We start from the raw sequence: 20,008 nt of genomic DNA on the forward strand, positions 1-20,008 counted from the left end.
AAAAAAACCACAAAATACCAGTAGGATACTTGCTGGGATTGAATAGGATTAGCTAAAATAGCAGTCTCACTTTTTTAACTGTTTAATGATGAATTCTAAACAAGACAGGATCTACGCCAAGCCAGCCCAAACCATCAGCGATTTTCAATTTGATAGTCGTGTGGCTGGCGTGTTTAATGACATGATCCGCCGCTCCGTGCCCGGCTATAACCAAATCATAGCCACCTTAGGGGATTTTGCTCGCCGTTATGTCACACCAAACAGCAAGGTGTTCGATCTTGGCAGCTCATTGGGCTCGGCGACCTTAAGCATTCGCCGTCAAATTGAAGGCCGTCAATGCCAAATCATCGCCATTGATAATAGCCAGTCAATGATCGAACGCTGTGAAGAAAACCTCGCCGCCTACGTGAGCGACACGCAAGTCACGCTTGTTTGTGATGACATCCGCAATGTGGACATCAATAATGCATCCATGGTGGTGCTTAACTTTACCTTGCAGTTTCTGCCCCCTGAAGACAGAGATACCTTGATAAAGCGCATCTATGACGGCATGTTACCCGGCGGCATCTTGGTGCTGTCTGAAAAAGTGAAATTCGATGATGCATGCATACAAACGTTATTGGATGAACAGCATCTCGATTTCAAACGTGCTAATGGATACAGTGAGTTAGAAATAAGCCAAAAACGCAGCGCCCTTGAAAATGTGATGCGAACTGATACATTAGTACAACATCAACAAAGGATAACCGACAGCGGCTTTAGCCATTTCAGCGTCTGGTTTCAGTGTTTTAATTTTGCATCTATGGTGGCAATAAAGTGATTAGCTTTAGTTCCTTCTATCAACAAATTGCCGATTCAACTCTCCAGCATTGGTTAGAAGACTTGCCCGCCATTTTGGGTAAATGGCAGCGAGAGCATAAACATGGCAATTTACCTAAATGGGAAAAAGTGCTTAATAAGCTAAACTATGCTGAGCCTGATAGCGTAGACTTTGTCGATTCAGTCACCATAGGCAGCGGCAGTCAGTTAAGTGCTGGTCAGCAACAGAAGTTGGAGAACCTACTCAGGTTATTTCAGCCTTGGCGCAAAGGCCCATTTAATGTACATGGTATAGACATAGACACCGAATGGCGCAGTGATTGGAAATGGCAGCGAGTACGCCAGCACATTTCGCCGCTGGCCAAACGCACAGTCTTAGATGTGGGTTGTGGTAGCGGCTACCATATGTGGCGCATGCTTGGCGATGGTGCAGCTAGGGTGGTAGGCATCGACCCTTCCCCGCTATTTTTGTGTCAATTTGAAGCCATTAAACGCTTGGCGGGAAATCAGCACCCAGTGCATTTATTGCCTTTGGGCATAGAGGAGTTACCCCCATTAGATGCCTTTGATACGGTATTTTCCATGGGTGTGTTATACCACAGACGCTCTCCCATCGATCACTTGTATCAGTTAAGGGATCAGTTACGCATGGGCGGCGAATTAGTATTAGAAACCTTGGTCATCGACGGTGATGAGAACACCGTACTGGTTCCTGAGGACAGATACGGAAAAATGAATAATGTCTGGTTCCTGCCCTCGGTAGCGGCATTGATGTTATGGCTTAAGAAATGTGACTTTACCAACATACGTTGTGTTGATGTGGATACCACCTCATTAGCAGAGCAGCGCAGTACAACTTGGATGCCAAATGAGTCATTAGTGGACTATCTTGATCCAAAAGATATAAATCTTACCATTGAGGGCTATCCAGCGCCCAAAAGAGCGACGATAATCGCCACCAAGAATCAACCGAATTTTGATTTAATTTAGCAACACAGAAGACAGGAAATAACATGTTTAAGCAGGTAATCGCTCTATCCGTTGCTACAGCTTTTCTTTCAGGCTGTGCCGTTCCCCAGCCAGCACCTAAGGTGCCAAGTCTCACCAATGCTGAACTGGTCAGTGGGCTGGCGGATTCGCAGGCCCAGATCATAGAGGCATTTGCAGCGCAATGTGCTAACAATGACGCGGCAATTGCTGCAATGACATCTGAAATGAACCAACTTAAGTCTCAAGTTGGCGCGGCTATGGCTCAAAAACCAAAAACCATATACATACCTGCGCCTGCAGCCAAAGTTGAGCCTGTGATCCAGCAATGCCCTGAGTCTTTAACTGGCGAGAAGTTCCTGTTAGGTGAAGTGGAGAGTGTTTATATCGATGAAGTGAAAACTCAGTTTGCCACCCGTATCGATACCGGCGCCGAATCGTCATCTTTGGATGCCAGAAACATCGTCTTATTCGAGCGCAATGGAGTTGAATGGGTTCGTTTTGATGTGATGACCAATGGCCCTGACCAACCTGGTAACACTTATGAGTCCAAAGTCGAGCGCTTCGTTCGCATTAAACAAGATGCTAATACCGGTGACGATCGTCGCCCTGTGATCCACGCCCACCTTAAAATAGGTAAATATTCTGCCGAAACCGACCTTAACCTCACTGACCGTAGCCATTTGGATTTCCCCTTGCTGCTGGGTCGCAAATTTATGAAAGACATCGCCATTGTGGATGTAGGGCAAACTTACATTCATGGTAAAGCTAACAATCAAGTCACAACCGTAATCAAATAGGAACTGCAATGCATTCTCGTCAACCTTTTTACATTTTTGTGGCATTACTCTTCATCGTTGGCATCGCCGCCAGTGTATACCGTGGCATTGAACATAAGGTGCCCTTCGTACCTGGTGAGCAAGTGCAAAGCTGGTCTGTGGATGCCAAAGTTAGTTTTTCAGGACGTGGCAAGCCCGCTGAAGTGTCCTTCTCTTTACCTCAAGATCCTGCATTTGATGTATTAGTTGAAAACGCTTCATCGCCAGGTTACGGCTTAAACATTACTGACAGCACGGAAAACCGCCGCGCAGTTTGGTCCATTCGTGAAGCCACAGGTCCTCAAGCCCTGTATTATCGCGTTACACTCGTCCCCACGGGTAAACTTGATATTATCGAAGAGCAAGAGCCTGCGACGCCTGATGAATATATCTGGCCTGCCACCGAAAAACTTGCTGCAGAGCAAATTATCGAAGACGTTTGGGGCCGTAGTGCCACTAATCTGTCTTTCGCTCAACAACTAATGGGGCTTATCAACGACGATAACCAAAGCCAGAACATGTCCTTATTACTGGCCACCAATAGCAGCACTAAACTTTTCTTGCACATGTTGCACAGTAAAGGTGTGCCCGCAAAACAAGTCAGTGGCTTAGTCCTTGAAGATCAACGTCGTCGCCAACAACTCAGCGACTATGTGCAAGTCTACAACGAAGGCCAATGGGAATTATTTGATGTCAACGGCAACAAACAAGGCCGTGGTCAGAATCTTATTCTTTGGGAGTTTGGCGGCAATTCAGTATTAGATGTCACAGGGGCATCTAATTCACAAGTCAACTTCTCCATGTTGCAAGAGACACGCTCGGCGTTAGCCACTTCAATTGACATGTTGTCCAATGATGGCGCACTGGATTTCTCGCTTTATCAACTGCCACTAGAAGAACAAAGCACCTTTAAGGGCATTCTTTTGATCCCTATTGGTGTGTTGGTCGTAGTATTTTTGCGCGTCATCGTGGGGATTAAAACCTCTGGCACCTTTATGCCGGTATTGATTGCTTTAGCCTTTATTCAAACCACTTTACTCACAGGCTTAATCGGCTTTTTATTGATTGTGGCGTTTGGCTTAATGATCCGCTCCTATCTGTCCACCTTGAACTTACTGCTCATCTCGCGAATATCCGCGGTGATTATCGTGGTTATTTTCATTATTGGCTTGTTCACCTTGATTTCATACAAGCTAGGACTCAGTGAAGGCTTAACCATTACCTTCTTCCCTATGATCATTTTGGCGTGGACTATCGAGCGTATGTCAATCTTGTGGGAAGAAGAAGGCCCTAAGAAAGTCTTTACCTCTGGCGGTGGCAGCTTATTTGTGGCGACGTTAGCTTATTTGGCCATGGACAATATCTGGATCCAGCACTGGGTGTATAACTTCCTTGGGATCCATTTAGTCATCTTGGCCTTAGTCCTCGTCATGGGCCAATACACAGGCTACCGTTTGACTGAGCTTAAGCGCTTCAAGCCTTTAGCTGGAGACAAATAATGAACTACGCTTGGCCTTGGGAATTACGCCGAAGCGGCGTGTTGAATATGAACAAGCGCAATATCGATTATATTGGTCGATACAATAAGCGTAAGTTTTACAAGCGTGTGGATGATAAATTAATCACTAAACAATTAGCCCTGGCAAACGGCATCGCCGTGCCAGATTTAATCGGAGTGGTCCATGAGCAGCATAAAATTCAGGAGATCCCTGAGCTGGTAAAAAATCGTAGTGGTTTTGTGATAAAGCCGGCGAAGGGTTCTGGCGGTAAGGGCATTTTGGTCATCACCCATGTTGAACATGGCTGTTACTACAAGCCTAACGGCCATGAAGTGACCCCCAATGAAGTCTACCGCCATGTGTCAAACATCTTAAGTGGCTTATTCTCACTGGGGGGCAAGCCTGATGTGGCCTTAGTGGAAGGGCTGATTGAATTTGATCCTGTATTTGAAGGATTCAGTTACGAAGGTGTACCTGACATTCGGCTTATCGTGTTCAAAGGCTTCCCTGTGATGGGCATGTTGCGTCTTTCTACCGCAGCCTCTGATGGCAAGGCTAACTTGCATCAAGGCGCCGTCGGTGTTGGGCTTGATGTGGCGACAGGAAAGAGCTTGCACGCAGTGCAATTTGATAAACCTGTGACTAAGCACCCCGATACCCACTTCCCCTTGTCGAACATTCAGGTTCCTCATTGGGAAACCTTGCTACACACAGCCTCGAGCGCCTATGAAATGTGTGAGTTGGGGTATTTAGGCACTGACATGGTACTGGATAAAAACAAAGGTCCTTTGTTACTCGAACTTAATGCCCGCCCAGGTTTGACAATTCAAATCGCGAACGGTAAAGGTATTTTGCCTAGGCTTAAACACGTAGAGGCCATGAAAGGCCCTAGCATGTCAGTGGAAGAACGTGTCGCGTATGCAAAAATACATTTTAGCAGTAGCGCTATTTTTTAATCTGTCGGCAATGGCCCCCGCCATTGCCGATCCTATTTCCCTATTCGTGAACCAATGTCTAAGCTACCAAGCTGACATTGGCTCATTTCGTTATGCTCAGGATTTAACGGATAAAACTCAGTCCTTAGAGCAGACCCTTTTGGGGCTGCATAATATCAATGACAGACTTCATTACTATCGCGAATTAACTCAAAGCGCTCATCATGGTCAAAGCCTACTCTTATGCCAAGTGCATTTAGCCGATGAACTTGAACAGTTATTAAGCGAACCACATTTAATTCAGTGGACCCACTACCTAGCCTTGCTGCCCGCACCCTACCCTCAGCTTGGCAGCTTGTTACAAGGCCTTAGCGCGCAAATATTACCTATTGCCACTAAATCACAGTTGCACACGGCCCAGGCCAGCATCAATTTCAGTTTAAAGCAGCGCCAATTTACCCTTAAGTTTAACGATCCTCATTGCCAACCTTTTGCTCCCGCACTACCCAATAGCGGCAATAACAGCACGGCAACAGATAATGCGGCCCATAATGATACGGCATCTGGGTACAAACCTGTCAGTATTAGCCGCTATTTATTCACTCAGCCTGATGAAGCTTGCCGCCGCTCGGCATGGCAGGATTATCAACGCCGTTTAAATCAAAGAAGTGCTGCTGCGCTGCAACTTATCAAACAAATACGCTCAGATTTTGCTAAGTCTCAAGGCGTTAATAATTATGGCTTATGGCAACTTCAGCAACAGCAGCTGAGTCAGGATGAGATATGGGCCTACCTTGCAAGTCAAACTCAACTTACCCAAGTGAAGCCGTGGAACTTAGCCCAAGCACTCGCTAAAGAAACCCACCGCTTTGATGCACTGGAGGGCGAACATACCTTGATGCAATTATTTGAAGCCTTAGCCCCATTAGGCATACGCATCGAAACTCTGCAAGACTATGAAGCAAAGCTGCCCCCTCACAGCGAAAATTCTCCTAGCAGTAAAGTAAACCTTAAAGCTCCAGTGCTTGATGAGCAGCACACTGTGGTTTATCGTATTTGGCATAATGACAGGTTGTTAGGGGAAATATTTTCAAACGTAGGCGATAAAAATAGCGCGTATATACTCAGGCAGTCCTTACCTGGACGGCAGTTTGGTCAAGTGGCCTTAAGCGTGCAATCAAATATACTGCGTCGAAGCGATGCTATAGCTCTGATAACCGGCATCAGTGACGCAATCGCATCTCTTGGCAATGGCGCAGCTTTCTATTTAGTCGCCACCCTTGGGCGTGAGGCACAAACATCCATAGGCAGCTTGTGGTTAAGCCAATATCTGACTGAAGCCATTAACTTAGCGCCTCTATCGCCTCGGGAACAATTGCTCGATGAACATAAACGCCAGTTTAAAGTATTTAACAGTAAATTGGTCCTAGCATTTTATTTATCGCCTCAAGAGGGTTTTTCAGCAAGCACTCAGAAAAAGCTTGCCGAGGAATTTGCGTTGTCCTTTGGCGAGCCTTGGCAGGATGCCAGCCAATTAATATATGCCTTCGGGGCTATTGCTAATGAAGGCGTAAGCTATTATCTTCCGCTGTGGCATCAATCACTGGCGCAATTGATTTTTCAACAATCTCGTTCACTGACCCCTGAGGATATATTTAATATCCTTATAGTTAATGAAACCTATGCACCCCTTAAGGATCAACTGGCGCAATTAATTTCAGGCCCCGTAGATCCGCTTTCCCTTATCAGGAGATTTACCCATGCAAGTATTACGCAAGAGTAGGACACTCTCGTATTTAGCACTGTCACTGGCGCTGATCAGCGGGCCATTATTTGCAAAAGGCGCACCGGAGCCACATAATTTATCCCAAGCCGAAGTGCGAGTAAAAATCAAAGACACGTTTGAGCATAATTTGTATTCCCTGCCACCGAGAGTGCAAGGCCATTATGGTATTCGTATGTACCGCATGACGGGAGAAAACAAATACGCTAATGCCTCACTCATTGATTTAATCACCATTAGTGACAGACTGAGCTTTTATGCCTGTAGCAGTGATGATAAGGAGTTTATCCGCAGTCAGTCACTCAATGAGTTAAATAAGCTTAAAGACATGCCAGGTCAACGGGCACAAGCTCGCTATAAGGCTACCACGCCTTACCCAGACTTTATGTTTTATGCCGATATCTTGCTGCGCTATGCCAGCCGTGTGGATGAATTTGGCTTCGAAGGCCCCTGCCATGACAAGATAATCGCCGCCCTTAAAGCCAAAGACTTAGCCCCTGCATTAACCGACAAAAAGATGATCAAGGCCTGGGCAGCTCAACTGATTAACTACGCTTATTGGGCCGAGCAATTAGGTGTGGGTAATTATGTGGCTCAGTATAAGAAAGCCTTCATCAAGGCCTACCCTGACAATAAAGATAAAAAATTATCAAAGAACCAGTACCGCAATAAGATTTATGGCATGACACACTTTATTTTCGCCGCCAGTAACTATTATCAGTATCCCGTGGATGCGAAGGAGTTTAAGTGGATTTTGGATTATTTCGATAAAAATATCGACAGGATTTTAAAAGATGCTACCGAAGACATAGTGACTGAAGTAGGTATAAGTTTCTTATTGGCAGGCCAGCCTGATCACAGAGTCGTGGGTATTACTCAAGAGTTTGTCACCAAAGCCTTTAGTCCTAAACATCAAATGATCCCATCTCCTGCAGGACAGCGGATTTTATCGTCGGGGGAGCACAGAAACGTCTTGGCGATGATGTTGCTGGACTGGCCTGAAAAAATGCACCCAGGTCCTTACTTTTACAATATTCCAAGTACACGGGCCGATATTCCTATGATGGTAAAACGTAAAAAAGACGCACCGTAGGTGAAATCACAATAATAACCTGGCTCTATGTTGTTGCTAGCTCAGTCATCAAATTACTTATTGCGTTATTTAATTCATAAAAAGTAATTTTGCCCTAAACAGCTAATTGTCTAGGGCAAATATATATAACAAGGTTAGGCTGTGCCTTTAGTACTACCTTGGCTAGTGCTAGCTGGTTCAACCTGAGTCGCTTCAACTGCCGCGGTGCCCTCTTTAACTGTTTCTGGCTTTTCACCTACCGGGGTAGTAATCACTTTTTTCTGCTCCGCTTCGGCATGCAATAACACCAAGTTGACATAACCCGTCTTATTAAAGTCGACGATATTCATGGAGATATATTCCACAACCGGAAACATCATGGATAAGCGTTTGACCATCAGGGTAGATAAATTTGTTTTTTCTTCATCAGTTCGCCCCTCCATGATATGGGCAAATACATGAATGAAGGGCTGTTTTTTATTACCAACGAGGAAGGTTTTAAAGGGATTGATTCGTACCTTGATATCACTTTCATCAAAAAGCTTGGTGTTATTTGCCACTTGATGCAAATACTTAAGGATGGTTTCTACGCTATGGGATACTAAGATCTCTTCTGAACAATCGACAATAAAATGCGGCATTGCAGCTCCTTTTACTTAATCAAAGACAAATGAAGTATTGAAATAGGTGATTATATTTTAGTTCATAAATATCAGAATCATTTGAAATTTAAGTTAGCTTCAGTAGGAAAGATTTTACTGAACCTGTGCAGCTAATACGTTTCTGGAAAGCCTGTCGACCAGGATATTGAGTAATGCGGTGAATATCAGCAGTACAAGTGCGCCGCTATAGCGGATCTCTGAGAATTGACTGTCCACATAAAAACCTAAGGTGGCCACCCCTAACATGCCCAATATTGCGGTTTCGCGGATGATGACTTCGAAGCGATAACACAACAAGGCAACCAGATTAGGGTAAAGTTTAGGTAAAAGCTCAAAGCAGTAATGATCAAGTCTTGGGCGAAAGTCTGGGCTTAGGCTTAATTTATCCCCTTGCCTTGCACTTAAAAACACCATTAACCCAGCATTATGTAAGGCGAGAGCCAAAATGGCTGGCAGCATTGATGGCCCGAGCAGCAACATAAAGATAAAGGCCAACAAGTATTCAGGTATTGAGCGAAGTACTAGATTTGCACCTCTTAATGGCAGCAATAACCCGATTGGCATTACGGCTTTAAGGTTTAATGGTAACAGCAACATAGTCAGCAAATGAGTCAAGCCAAGTGCCGCAATGGCAAGCACTAAAGTCGCCGCTATGCCTGGTATGACTTGGCTTGTCACTAACTCACTAAACCAATTCAAAAGTGCAAGCATGCGCTCAGTGCTTAACCCCTCTTCCCCCATATTTTGCAGCATGGGGGGCAAGATATCATGGCTTAAGAAACGCCAAATCAAGGCCCCATCCATGGCGGGAAGTACTGGTAAAAAATAGATACCTGCCAGCAAGAGCAGTGGCAGGGTGAAGTTTCTGCACCAAAGAGAAACTGTGCCTATCAAGATGATAAATATGATGAGTAAAGCGAACCCTTGAGGGTAATGTCCTTGGCGAAAGGCCGTTTCCAAGTAAAAACCTAGGGTCGGCATACCGATAAATCCCAGCACGGCACTTGAGCGTAAAGCACATTCGAAGCGATAACGGCAATAGGAGACTAATTGCGGCCACACTGTCATGATAGTGCCGTAAATATAGCGGCTCAGTTTATCGCTGTTATGGGGCAATATTTTCTGAGTGTCTTTAGGCGCCAGCGCCAGAATATCGTAAAACACTCGGGCAAAGGTGGCACCAAAAGGTAAGCCTATGGCCAAAATTCCCGTTATGGGTGAAAGGCCAAAAATTTGCAGAAAAAGTATCGCCCAAAACAACTCATGAATAGCCCGAATGAAGGCACAAATGGCTGCAACCCATGAATGGTGATAAATAAGCGCCAAGGGTGCACCCAATACTAGCCCTAATCCCACCCCAAGCAAGGCAAAGCTCACCGTTTGCCATAGGGCCTGTGCTAAATATTCGGTAGCAAAAAAATCCATTTGCATCAAACCTTGGCCCATGCGCACTAGCTCATTCCAAGGCTCTAGGGCGATGACTTCGGTATCGGCGAGAATAAAGCTTATCAAGGTTAACAGCAGCAAGCCTAAGGTGAATTTTTGCCAGAAACCCACAAAAGCTAAACGGCTATTATCTGGCACAATGCATCTCAGCTTCTGTTGGCTGTGCTTGTCTGTTGGCTAATGGTATCTCTTGGCGGTAACAGGCTTGTAATTGCGCTTCATCCAATGAGTTTGCTGGGCCATCGAAGGTTTTAAGCCCATGTTGCAGCAAGATAATGCGATCAAAATGGCGAACTGCCATCTTGGGATCGTGCAGCACACAAATAATACTTTCATGTGCATCAAATACTTGCTTCAACAAGCGCTGTCCCATGGCTGGATCGAGTGCCGAAAAAGGCTCATCGCCTAAAAACGTTGGCTGGTGCTGATACATCGCCCGTCCGAGTGCCACCCTTTGTCTTTGACCCCCGGATAAATACACCACTTGTTGTTGCAGCGGGCAATCGAGTTCAAGACCTTGGCACAAGGCATTGATTTCTAAACGCTCTTTTCTAAAAGGCAGTAACAAATTAGCCATATTGTATAAGGCGTTATGGCGGCCCAATGCCCCCATAAACACATTGTGATAAACGCTAAGATTATCTATCAAGGTCTCTGATTGCGCGCAAAAACTCGCTGTGGATTTAAGCGCGTGGTGAAGGTGCTTGAGTAGGGTGCTCTTGCCAGATCCAGAAGGGCCAAGGATGGCAATCCGCTCCCCGGCCTGCAATGACAGACTAAACTCTTCCAAGACAATACGAGGACCATAGCCTATATCACACTTTACCAAGTCGAGCATTAATCTAACAATCCAATGGCAATGGCGACATCTTCAATGGGTTGGTAATCACTATTGCTCGCCTCAACGAAGGATTTTCTAGGGAAGCTCTCAAGTAACGCTTTGTCTTGCATATTCAGTAGTGCGGCGGTCAGTTTAGCCTTAAAGCCTTGACCAAATTGGGCATCAGTTCCGGCTCTGACGGTCCACTGGTAATCTGGGTAGCTTGGGCTTTGCCAAATTACGCTCACCTTACTGGTATCGACTTGTGCTTGCTCAACGGCAGTATCCCACACTTTATAGTTCACTGCGCCTAACTGATAAACCCCCGCCTCCACCTGGCTAATGGTGCGGCTGTGATCCCCAGAAAAGCCTATGCGTTTAAATACCTTATCAAGCTTTTGCTGCGTGCTTTGCTCAAGAAAATATTGCGGCATTAACCGACCAGAGGTGGAATCTTTAGATCCGAAAGTTAACGTGTAACCATTAAGTTCACCCAACTTTTCAGTGGCAGTAAGCCCAGTTGAATGATGGGCAATGATATAGCTTTTAAAGAATTGATCTTCAAACCCTTGGGCTATGGCCTCTGAGCCTGGGACTAAACGGCGCGCTTGCACCCCAGATAAACCACCAAACCAGGCCAGTTGCACTTGGTTAGTGCGAAAAGCGCTCACTGCTGCCGAGTAAGATTTTACCGGCACATATTTAACCTCGACGCCTAGTTCTTTCTCTAAGTAGGCGGCTACTTTGTCAAAGCGGGTTCTAAGCTGGCTTTCGTCTTCATCTGGAATCGCGGTAAAGGTGAAAGTGGCCCCGAGGACCAGAGGAGAAATTAAGCTTAAACACAAGGCTGATAAGAAATGACGCAGTTTCATGGTGATACTCCAATAAATTTGCGTCATTTTAACTTAGGTTCGTAACAGAAGTCTTGTGCAGTCTGGGTTATTTCGCGCTATCTTCGTTTGATGCTTTGATGCTTTGATGCTTTGATGCTTTGATGCTTTGATGCTTTGATGCTTTGATGTACACAGATTCACATGAGTATTTTAGCTAATGCATTATGAGCCTGATTTAATTCCATCAGGGCGGCGCTACTGTACCAAGGCAATAAAAAAACCCAGCACTTATTAGGTGCTAGGTTTTGAGCGTTAACTTAGTCAAGATTATCTAAAGTTAACATATGATTAGTTCAGCAAGCTCAGAATTACAGTGCCATGGCAAGCTCGGCGCCCTGTCTTATGGCCCGCTTAGCATCAAGTTCTGCTGCTACATCCACGCCGCCAATCAAGTGCACAGGTAATCCCGTTGCCTTCATTTCCTCCAACAAGGTGCGGTTAGACTCTTGGCCTGCACACAAAACGACATTATCAACCGCCAGTATTTGTGGCTTGTCATCTATAGTAATGTGCAGTCCTTGTTCATCAAATTTCTCATAGCTGACCCCAGTCATAGTCTTCACTTGATGCTGTTTTAGCACGCTCCTGTGGATCCAGCCGGTAGTTTTCCCAAGGCCTTTACCTATTTTACTGGTTTTGCGCTGCAATAAGTAAACTTCACGACCTGGGTGATGCTCGGCTTCTTCAGTCAAACCGCCCGCATGCTCATAGCTTTTATCTATGCCCCACTGCTTAAGCCATTTGTCTGGTTGCAAGGTGCTCGACTCTTTCTCACACAAGAAGTGCGCCATATCAAAACCAATGCCGCCAGCGCCAATCAATGCAACCTTTTGTCCAATCTCAACCTGACCGCTTAAGACTTGCTGATAATCAACGACTTTAGGGCTATCAAAACCAGGCAAATTAATGGCTCTTGGCACTACACCAGAAGAAATCACCACTTCATCAAACTTTTCTGTAGCCAATACGCTAGCATCCAAACGAGTATTGAGCCTTAACTCTACTTTATGTAGGGCCAATTGATTGATAAAGTAGCGGATCGTTTCATTAAACTCTTCTTTACCTGGAATTTTCCTTGCCAAGTTAAACTGGCCGCCGACTTCAGATTTTGCTTCAAACAATACCACTTCGTGGCCGCGAGTGGCGGCATACACAGAGAAGGCCATGCCAGCAGGGCCTGCGCCCATAACAGCGATACGCTTCTTATTTTTGGTTGGCAGGAAGTTTATTTCTGTCTCGTAACAAGCCCTTGGATTAACCAAGCAAGTAGCGCGCTTGAGAGCAAAGGTGTGATCTAAACACGCCTGATTGCAACCGATACAGGTGTTTATCATCTCACTCTGATTTGCTGCCGCTTTATTAACAAAGTCTGGATCGGCCAAGAAAGGACGAGCCATAGAGACCATGTCCGCCTGCCCAGAGGCGATGATGGATTCACCAATTTCTGGGGTATTGATGCGGTTTGTGGCAATCAGTGGCAAGTTAACTTCGCTTTTAAGCTTTTCAGTCACCCAAGAAAAAGCGCCTCTTGGCACACTGGTAGAAATTGTGGGTACTCTGGCTTCATGCCAGCCAATACCGGTATTGATTATGCTAACACCTGACTCCTCGAGCCATTTAGCGAGCTGAACCACTTCATCCCAAGTAGAACCGTTATCAACAAGATCTAGCATAGACAGACGGAAAATGATGATAAAATCTTGGCCGACTTTCTCTCGAATGGCATTAACAATTTCGACAGGGAAACGGGCACGTTTAGCGAAATCACCGCCCCACTCATCATCACGTTTGTTGGTGCGCGAGCTAACAAATTGATTGATAAGGTAGCCTTCAGAGCCCATGACTTCGACACCGTCATAACCGGCTTTTTTCGCTAAAGCCGCACTGCTGGCGTAATCTTTGATTGTGCCTCGCACTTGGCGGGCAGACATGGCCGATGGCGTAAAAGGCGTGATAGGGGATTTAATCTTGCTCGGTGCTTGGCTAAAAGGGTGATAGCCATAGCGGCCGGCATGCAAAATCTGCATACAGATTTTTCCGCCGCCATCATGCACCGCATCAGTGACAATTTTGTGCTTTTTAACTTGCCAAGAAAAACTCAATTGGCTGGCATGGGGGGCTAAGCGGCCACGAAAATTAGGCGAGATCCCACCGGTAACAATTAGGCCAACACCGCCAAGGGCACGCTCTTTGTAAAATGCTGCCAGTTTCTCAAAGCCGCCCTTTTCTTCTTCTAAGCCCGTGTGCATGGAGCCCATCAACACGCGGTTTTTCAACTGAGTAAAGCCTAGATCTAAGGGTTCTAATAAATGTGGAAACGACATTCAAACATCCTTTTTAAACAAGTGATTTAAACTAGCATACCTTTTCAGTTTCCTAAGCTCAATCATTTCACCCTTGGCTTTGTTAAAAACCTTTACAATTGAATTTACTCTTTTTGACCATTTTCAGTTAGCATTAGCCTATTGTGATAATTTAGGAGTGGTAAATGACCGCTAAACCATCGTTTTTTAAAAGATTCTTTTTATTTTTGTGGAATACCATCAATGGCACTCGCAAACTTATTCTTAACCTTATTTTTTTCTCACTATTGGCCTTAATCGCCGTTGCCCTGCTAAGTGAAGAAGCTATCGTTATCGAGCCAGACAGTGCACTCGTGTTAAACCTCTCTGGTGCTATTGTCGATCAAAAGCATTTTGTTGAACCCTTAGAAGCGGCATTGAATAAGGGCGATGAAGATAACCCTAATACTGAAATCTTATTGGCTGACATTCTTTATGTTATTCACAATGCCACTCAGGATAAGCGCATCAAGACTATCGTGCTTGATCTTGCTAACCTGCACTCAGCTAGCGTTAGCAAAATGACTGCCATTGGTGATGCCCTAAATGAATTTAAAGCCACGGGTAAAACCGTTGTCGCACACGGTAACTACTTCAATCAGAATCAATATTTCCTCGCAAGCTATGCCAGTAAAATTTATTTGAACAACCAAGGCATGGTGTCATTAGATGGCCTGAGCCGTTATCGCTTATATTATAAATCCGCCTTAGAAAAACTTAAAATCAACACTCATGTATTCCGTGTGGGTACGTTTAAGTCGGCTGTGGAGCCTTTTATACGTGATGACATGTCTGAGGCAGATAAGGCGTCCAGCAATGCGCTATTAAGCGATATTTGGAGTAGCTACAGTCATATAGTCAGCCAAAATCGCGGCATAAGCCCAGATGCGCTTGTTCTAAGCCCTGAGCGTTATTTGTCTGAGCTTGATACTAACGAAGGCGATAGCGCTAAAATGGCACTGACAATGAAGTGGGTTGACGAGTTGGTCTCGGCCGAAGACTTCAGACTGGCGATGATAGCCTCTATTGGCGCCGCAAAAGATGCCCAGCACTTCCGCCAAGTGAAGTTTGCGGATTACTTAAGCCTTGTTAAACCCCTCACCCGTTTTATTGAAAAAGACGCCGTTGGCATCATAGTGGCCAAGGGCAACATTCTTAATGGCCATCAACAAGCCGGTGATATTGGCGGCGAAAGCACTTCAGAATTACTGCGTAAGGTAAGATTTGATGACAAGATTAAGGCCCTAGTACTTCGTGTTGACAGCCCTGGCGGCAGTGCTTTTGCATCGGAGCAAATTCGACAAGAAGTGCTGGCTATTCAGGCTGCGGGTAAGCCCGTGGTCGTGAGTATGGGCAGTATGGCAGCATCTGGGGGTTACTGGATTTCAGCCAGTGCCGATTATATTTATGCCACGCCAACGACACTAACAGGCTCCATCGGCATTTTCGGCATGTTTGCTACCTTTGAAGAAGCGCTAGCGCAAATTGGCATCAATAGCGATGGGGTTGCCACTTCTGATTGGGCTGGGCTTTCGGTTGCAAGACCACTGAATAGCAATGTAGAAGCGGTTATTCAACGTCATATAGAACGGGGTTATCATGAATTTATTTCTTTGGTGGCAACCGAACGTAACATGACCTTAGAGCAAGTCGACGCCATTGCCCAGGGCCGAGTATGGACCGGGAAAAAAGCCTTAGAACTTGGCTTAGTCGATGAAATCGGTGATATGGATATTGCGGTCGCAAAAGCAGCCGAACTTGCCAAGATGAGTACTTTCGATACTAAACTTATCGAGCAAGAACTCACCCCTGAGCAGCTATTTGTTCAGCAAGTGTTTAGCGTAACCGCCGCCTACTTGCCTCAAAGCTTGCAAAAAACCAGTGTAATGGAAACCCTGCTTGCCCAGTGGGCCGGAGTACTGGAAGAGTTCAAAGCATTTGATGACCCCAATGGTGTCTACCTATATTGCGATCTCTGTAATTACTAAACCTAGATATTGATTTATCATCAAAAATAGCCTGCATTGCAGGCTTTTTTATTGGGTTTATCTAGCCATTACTCGTATAATTTACATAATCTGCAATTTCTAGGTCTTTTTTCATGCCAACGGCTTCCAAAACCACTCGCTCCATTTATGTCGCTTACACTGGCGGTACCATAGGCATGCAAAAAACAGACAACGGCTTTGTCCCTGTGGCCGGTTTTCTCACCGATTGTGTCAAGGCCATGCCGGAGTTTTACCATGATGAAATGCCAAGCTTTGTTATCCATGAATATTGCCCGTTAATTGATTCATCCAATATGGCCCCCAAAGATTGGCAGCTCATTGCCAATGACATTAAAGCCAATTACCAAGATTATGATGCTTTTGTCATTCTACATGGCACAGATACCATGGCTTATACGGCGTCCGCCCTATCATTTATGCTCAAAGGCTTAACTAAGCCTGTGATAGTGACAGGTTCACAAATCCCTTTGGCTCAGCTACGTTCGGACGGCCAAACTAATCTATTAAATTCCTTATACATAGCGGCTAACTATCCCATAGCTGAGGTGTGTTTATTTTTTAATAACAAGCTATTTCGCGGCAATCGCTCCACCAAAGCCCATGCCGATGGTTTCGATGCCTTCGCCTCACCTAACTTCCCGTTACTGCTAGAGGCTGGAATTAAAATCAATGTCAAAGCGGGCAAGATAACGGCTGCGACGACACAAGACATAGAGGTCATCACCATAAAACCTCAGCCTATTGGGGTGGTGACTCTCTATCCTGGGATCTCCAACGAAATATTTAATAACATGCTACAGCAGCCAGTTAAGGCGCTAATTTTGCTTTCTTTTGGTGTCGGTAACGCCCCTCAAGACCCGCAGTTATTAGCCACACTAAAACAAGCGGATGAACGCGGCATAGTATTAGTTAATTTGACCCAGTGTTTTCAAGGAAAAGTGAATATGGGCGGCTATGCCACGGGGAACGCGTTAGCTAAAGCTGGGGTAATAAGTGGTAACGATATGACGGTTGAAGCCGCCTTAGCCAAATTACATTATTTACTTTCTATCAACCTCACTTCTGAAGAGGTTAAAACCGCCATGCTACAAAATTTAGTGGGCGAGCTGACACCCGACTAGCTCAAAAATAGCAAAAGCTAAAAATCGCCTAAATAAAAAAGCACTGAAATGTCAGTGCTTTTTTGTAGTTTATGCTAAAGAAGCTTATAAATCGGCTTCTTTGAATTCGGCAATAGCTTCGCCGCGGAACTGCTTTTTAAGCTCAGATTTGGATAATTCGTTTATCTGACCACCAGCGGCAATGGTAAAGTGCTCAGTTTGCGCTAATTTACGCGCCTGATATAACATCACTACCTGTAAGCTAGACTCTCGCTGAGCTTCGCTTAGCACAGTGCCATCGTCCCATTTGCCAAGCTCTGTAGCCGACAACAGCCTTAAATACACTTCTTCAGGCATTTCATCTATAACTTTATTGATATATTTCATACACTTCTTCGCTTATGTAATACGATACGCACGCGGGTGATTAAATAGCCCACAAAACCTAGCACGAAACTGCTAATGGCTAGCATAGCTGTCACGCCTTGGGCGGGCTCACCGCCCCAAAACCACACCACCACACCAGCAATAAACAGGGTTAGGAAAATAAAGCTGTGATTCATCAAGCGATTAGATTGCTCAATATGACTTATTTTAACTAAGGTTTCAGTCCGTTCACCTAACTCAGCCTGACAATGTGGGCAACTCTTGCTTTGGCTAGAAATGCGCTTCTGACAGGCTGGACAACTCATCAATGCCATAATTACTGACCTATTTTATCAATAACCGCTCTCATCGCGATAAGTGATGCTTCCCCAAAATACACACTGCGCTCAGGAGACCAACCTTGGAAAGGATCCGCAAGATTTGCATTGTCTTTAAAGGGCATTTCAAGGGTGTTTGATAAACACTTAAAGGTATTAGCGACCCAGTTACAAGCCACAGTTAAATTGGCTTTACCTGGCTCGTCTTTGTCGTAGCCAAATTCCGTTTGGAAATCTGCACTGGCAAGGCTTAACGCCGCAACAAAATCTTGCTGCAATGAAGCCAACTTATCGCTGTAATTAGGTATGCCTTCACACCCAGCTAAGAACACATAAGGCAGGCCTTCATCGCCGTGCACATCATAAAATAAATCAACACCTGTCTCGTGCATCTTATTCACTACGTAATACACTTCAGGGCTTCGCTCAAGACTGGGCGTTTGCCATTCACGGTTAAGATTGGCGCCAACCGCATTGGTGCGTAGATGACCACGAACGCTGCCGTCCGGGTTCATATTAGGCACTATGTAAAAATTGGCTTTGTCTAACAAGGCTTTCGATGTTGGACAATCGTTGTCTAGTAACTGGTTTAATAGGCCTTCTACCAGCCATTCCGCCATGGTTTCACCTGGATGCTGCCTTGCTGTGATCCAGATTGACTTCTTGCTCGGATCGTCATCACCCACTTTCACTAAGGTCATGTCACGGCCATCTAACGTTAAGCCTAAATGCTCAGTGCTCACTAAAGGATGAAGTTGCACTGCGCTGATAAGATCTAAATGACGCTCATAGCTGTAAGGGGTAAAGTAAGCGATTTGAATGGCTTCACAGTCCAGTTCAACACTGATGCTGAGTTTGCCATCTTTATATTCAGTAGGCAGACGAAACCAGGTTTGGCGGTCATAACTGGCCACAGCTTGGTAATCTTCCCAACCTTTTAGGTAAGATGCACCGCCTGCGTTGAGGATATTAAGGGTGTAGGTTTTTCCAATAGTGGCTTCGAAACGAAAGTTAAACCATTGATAAAACTCACCACCAGCATCTGGGCGAATAGCAAGTTGTATGTCATCTGGGTTAGCTAAACTAATGGTTTCAATATTACCACCATCAAAATTGGCGCTGATCCTCATAATGCTTCCTTAATTGTTAACTATGGCCTTCGCCTAGTTTCTAGGTATCTGTTGTCCATGAGACAAATGGGATCCTTTATTGTAGTTTTTTGTTATCCTGCATGCAAAGGCTTAATAAGCTCACTATGGCTCATTAATCACAGGGTTGAAGCTATAACCTTGCCCTCTGACAGTGTTTATCCACTCTCTGGGTAGGCTTAATTGAGTTAGTTTACGGCGGGTATTACTGACGTGCATGTCCAAATTTCGATCAAAACGCCCCAAAGGTTTGTTCAGTACCTTACGTTGCAACTCTTCTTTAGTGACAACCTCACCACCGCGTTCAAATAAATACTTAAACAGCCAAAATTCAGTTTGTGTTAACACCAGAGTTTGTTGCTGTGTATTAATCGTATAGTGAAGTTCGTCGAAGCTAATTGTGCTTGATATTGATTGCCTAGCCTTATCGACACGCTCTGCCCTTCGATGTATTGCATCTATGTTAAGCAATAACTCTTTGATGATAAATGGGCGTTTTAAATACATATCTGCCCCTAACTCTAATGCCTCTAAGCGTTCTTGGTCACTATTAGAGTATGCCAATGCGGCAACGGCACGCTGAGGATCTTGTAATTGACTACGCCAAAACTCATGACTATCGGCTTTGTTCTTATCTTGCAGCAAGTGTAGATCAAACAGCACTGCCACAAACTCGCATTGCGTCATTGCTGCTATGCCATCCTTTGCACTCTTGGCCCATATAACCTCGAAGCCTTGTTCAGACAGGCCAGCTATAAAAAACTGCGCCGTGTTCAATTCTTCAACAATGAGTAGTATTTTATCCATATTACAAACCACATAAACGATAACCATTTTCATTAAGATTACCATGTAGTTGATTGCTCAGCTAGGATTGACGGAAAATATTATAAAAAAAGCCTGATTTATCATCAGGCTTGATTGAAAATAACTCAAGAGTCTACGTCATAAGATTGAAGTGAATAACACGT

The 20,008-nt window shown here is 45.0% G+C and carries 18 protein-coding genes; 9 read left to right on the plus strand and 9 right to left on the minus strand.

The window, feature by feature from the left end:
- Positions 1-88: 88 nt before the first annotated feature.
- Genes cmoA through SDEN_RS09890 form a run of 7 tightly spaced genes read left to right on the plus strand, consistent with a single transcriptional unit; the run spans position 89 to position 7,934 of the window.
- Positions 89-820 carry a carboxy-S-adenosyl-L-methionine synthase CmoA gene (cmoA, locus tag SDEN_RS09860; protein WP_041405752.1) on the plus strand — a complete coding sequence of 244 codons (732 nt, stop codon included), beginning with the start codon at positions 89-91 and terminating at the stop codon, positions 818-820.
- Positions 817-1,809 (plus strand): tRNA 5-methoxyuridine(34)/uridine 5-oxyacetic acid(34) synthase CmoB, encoded by a 993-nt coding sequence (cmoB, locus tag SDEN_RS09865; RefSeq protein ID WP_011496329.1) that lies wholly within the window; start codon positions 817-819, stop codon positions 1,807-1,809. Before cmoA ends, cmoB begins: the two co-directional genes overlap by 4 nt.
- 23 nt (positions 1,810-1,832) lie before the next feature.
- Entirely contained in the window at positions 1,833-2,606 is a 774-nt protein-coding gene (locus SDEN_RS09870) for an ATP-dependent zinc protease family protein (RefSeq protein ID WP_011496330.1), read from the plus strand.
- Between the two features lie 8 nt (positions 2,607-2,614).
- The gene (locus SDEN_RS09875; RefSeq protein ID WP_011496331.1) at positions 2,615-4,123 is read left to right on the plus strand and encodes an inactive transglutaminase family protein; all 1,509 of its coding nucleotides are present in this window, start codon (positions 2,615-2,617) and stop codon (positions 4,121-4,123) included.
- A complete protein-coding gene (locus SDEN_RS09880) occupies positions 4,123-5,079 on the plus strand; it encodes an alpha-L-glutamate ligase-like protein (protein WP_011496332.1) in 957 nt (318 codons plus the stop codon). The genes SDEN_RS09875 and SDEN_RS09880 overlap by 1 nt, the downstream gene beginning before the upstream one ends.
- Entirely contained in the window at positions 5,042-6,841 is a 1,800-nt protein-coding gene (locus SDEN_RS09885) for a hypothetical protein (protein WP_041405753.1), read from the plus strand. The genes SDEN_RS09880 and SDEN_RS09885 overlap by 38 nt, the downstream gene beginning before the upstream one ends.
- Positions 6,819-7,934 carry a DUF3541 domain-containing protein gene (locus SDEN_RS09890; RefSeq protein WP_049762998.1) on the plus strand — a complete coding sequence of 372 codons (1,116 nt, stop codon included), beginning with the start codon at positions 6,819-6,821 and terminating at the stop codon, positions 7,932-7,934. The genes SDEN_RS09885 and SDEN_RS09890 overlap by 23 nt, the downstream gene beginning before the upstream one ends.
- 134 nt (positions 7,935-8,068) lie before the next feature.
- On the opposite strand, the gene SDEN_RS20680 is transcribed toward SDEN_RS09890, so the two are convergent.
- The 5 genes from SDEN_RS20680 to SDEN_RS09915 form a co-directional block, all read right to left on the minus strand.
- Positions 8,069-8,554, minus strand: coding sequence for a 5-carboxymethyl-2-hydroxymuconate Delta-isomerase (locus SDEN_RS20680; protein ID WP_011496335.1), 486 nt, complete (start codon positions 8,552-8,554; stop codon positions 8,069-8,071).
- Positions 8,555-8,668: 114 nt separating this feature from the next.
- Entirely contained in the window at positions 8,669-10,159 is a 1,491-nt protein-coding gene (locus SDEN_RS09900) for a PhnE/PtxC family ABC transporter permease (RefSeq protein WP_011496336.1), read from the minus strand.
- The gene (locus tag SDEN_RS09905) at positions 10,149-10,859 is read right to left on the minus strand and encodes an ATP-binding cassette domain-containing protein (protein ID WP_011496337.1); all 711 of its coding nucleotides are present in this window, start codon (positions 10,857-10,859) and stop codon (positions 10,149-10,151) included. The genes SDEN_RS09900 and SDEN_RS09905 overlap by 11 nt, the downstream gene beginning before the upstream one ends.
- Positions 10,859-11,713: a putative selenate ABC transporter substrate-binding protein gene (locus tag SDEN_RS09910; RefSeq protein ID WP_011496338.1), complete on the minus strand. Its 855-nt coding sequence runs from the start codon at positions 11,711-11,713 to the stop codon at positions 10,859-10,861. The genes SDEN_RS09905 and SDEN_RS09910 overlap by 1 nt, the downstream gene beginning before the upstream one ends.
- 329 nt (positions 11,714-12,042) lie before the next feature.
- Entirely contained in the window at positions 12,043-14,058 is a 2,016-nt protein-coding gene (locus SDEN_RS09915) for an FAD-dependent oxidoreductase (protein ID WP_011496339.1), read from the minus strand.
- Between the two features lie 164 nt (positions 14,059-14,222).
- On the opposite strand from SDEN_RS09915, the gene sppA reads away from it, so the two are divergent.
- Together sppA and ansA are read left to right on the plus strand one after the other, a co-directional pair.
- Positions 14,223-16,064, plus strand: coding sequence for a signal peptide peptidase SppA (sppA, locus tag SDEN_RS09920; RefSeq protein WP_011496340.1), 1,842 nt, complete (start codon positions 14,223-14,225; stop codon positions 16,062-16,064).
- Between the two features lie 113 nt (positions 16,065-16,177).
- Positions 16,178-17,206, plus strand: coding sequence for an asparaginase (gene ansA, locus SDEN_RS09925; RefSeq protein WP_011496341.1), 1,029 nt, complete (start codon positions 16,178-16,180; stop codon positions 17,204-17,206).
- An 84-nt stretch (positions 17,207-17,290) separates the two neighbouring features.
- On the opposite strand, the gene SDEN_RS09930 is transcribed toward ansA, so the two are convergent.
- The 4 genes from SDEN_RS09930 to SDEN_RS09945 form a co-directional block, all read right to left on the minus strand.
- Positions 17,291-17,572, minus strand: a complete 282-nt coding sequence (locus SDEN_RS09930; protein WP_011496342.1) for a YeaC family protein — start codon at positions 17,570-17,572, stop codon at positions 17,291-17,293.
- A complete protein-coding gene (locus tag SDEN_RS09935; protein ID WP_011496343.1) occupies positions 17,569-17,886 on the minus strand; it encodes a hypothetical protein in 318 nt (105 codons plus the stop codon). The genes SDEN_RS09930 and SDEN_RS09935 overlap by 4 nt, the downstream gene beginning before the upstream one ends.
- Positions 17,887-17,888: 2 nt before the next feature.
- The gene (locus SDEN_RS09940) at positions 17,889-19,019 is read right to left on the minus strand and encodes a M14 family metallopeptidase (protein WP_011496344.1); all 1,131 of its coding nucleotides are present in this window, start codon (positions 19,017-19,019) and stop codon (positions 17,889-17,891) included.
- Between the two features lie 123 nt (positions 19,020-19,142).
- Positions 19,143-19,877 (minus strand): response regulator transcription factor, encoded by a 735-nt coding sequence (locus tag SDEN_RS09945; RefSeq protein ID WP_232279942.1) that lies wholly within the window; start codon positions 19,875-19,877, stop codon positions 19,143-19,145.
- Between the last annotated feature and the right edge of the window lie 131 nt (positions 19,878-20,008).

The organism is Shewanella denitrificans OS217, from assembly GCF_000013765.1.
GTDB classification, from domain to species: Bacteria; Pseudomonadota; Gammaproteobacteria; order Enterobacterales; family Shewanellaceae; genus Shewanella; species Shewanella denitrificans.

What these genes read in the sequence shown, in the direction of transcription:
- sppA (WP_011496340.1), top strand. Translation starts at nt 14,223, where the DNA reads ATGACCGCTAAACCATCGTTTTTTAAAAGATTCTTTTTATTTTTGTGG.
- SDEN_RS09880 (WP_011496332.1), top strand. Translation starts at nt 4,123, where the DNA reads ATGAACTACGCTTGGCCTTGGGAATTACGCCGAAGCGGCGTGTTGAAT.
- SDEN_RS09915 (WP_011496339.1), bottom strand. Translation starts at nt 14,058, where the DNA reads ATGTCGTTTCCACATTTATTAGAACCCTTAGATCTAGGCTTTACTCAG.
- SDEN_RS09870 (WP_011496330.1), top strand. Translation starts at nt 1,833, where the DNA reads ATGTTTAAGCAGGTAATCGCTCTATCCGTTGCTACAGCTTTTCTTTCA.
- SDEN_RS09935 (WP_011496343.1), bottom strand. Translation starts at nt 17,886, where the DNA reads ATGGCATTGATGAGTTGTCCAGCCTGTCAGAAGCGCATTTCTAGCCAA.
- SDEN_RS20680 (WP_011496335.1), bottom strand. Translation starts at nt 8,554, where the DNA reads ATGCCGCATTTTATTGTCGATTGTTCAGAAGAGATCTTAGTATCCCAT.
- SDEN_RS09945 (WP_232279942.1), bottom strand. Translation starts at nt 19,877, where the DNA reads ATGAAAATGGTTATCGTTTATGTGGTTTGTAATATGGATAAAATACTA.
- SDEN_RS09910 (WP_011496338.1), bottom strand. Translation starts at nt 11,713, where the DNA reads ATGAAACTGCGTCATTTCTTATCAGCCTTGTGTTTAAGCTTAATTTCT.
- SDEN_RS09875 (WP_011496331.1), top strand. Translation starts at nt 2,615, where the DNA reads ATGCATTCTCGTCAACCTTTTTACATTTTTGTGGCATTACTCTTCATC.
- ansA (WP_011496341.1), top strand. Translation starts at nt 16,178, where the DNA reads ATGCCAACGGCTTCCAAAACCACTCGCTCCATTTATGTCGCTTACACT.
- SDEN_RS09885 (WP_041405753.1), top strand. Translation starts at nt 5,042, where the DNA reads ATGCAAAAATACATTTTAGCAGTAGCGCTATTTTTTAATCTGTCGGCA.
- SDEN_RS09940 (WP_011496344.1), bottom strand. Translation starts at nt 19,019, where the DNA reads ATGAGGATCAGCGCCAATTTTGATGGTGGTAATATTGAAACCATTAGT.
- SDEN_RS09905 (WP_011496337.1), bottom strand. Translation starts at nt 10,859, where the DNA reads ATGCTCGACTTGGTAAAGTGTGATATAGGCTATGGTCCTCGTATTGTC.
- SDEN_RS09930 (WP_011496342.1), bottom strand. Translation starts at nt 17,572, where the DNA reads ATGAAATATATCAATAAAGTTATAGATGAAATGCCTGAAGAAGTGTAT.
- cmoA (WP_041405752.1), top strand. Translation starts at nt 89, where the DNA reads ATGAATTCTAAACAAGACAGGATCTACGCCAAGCCAGCCCAAACCATC.
- SDEN_RS09890 (WP_049762998.1), top strand. Translation starts at nt 6,819, where the DNA reads ATGCAAGTATTACGCAAGAGTAGGACACTCTCGTATTTAGCACTGTCA.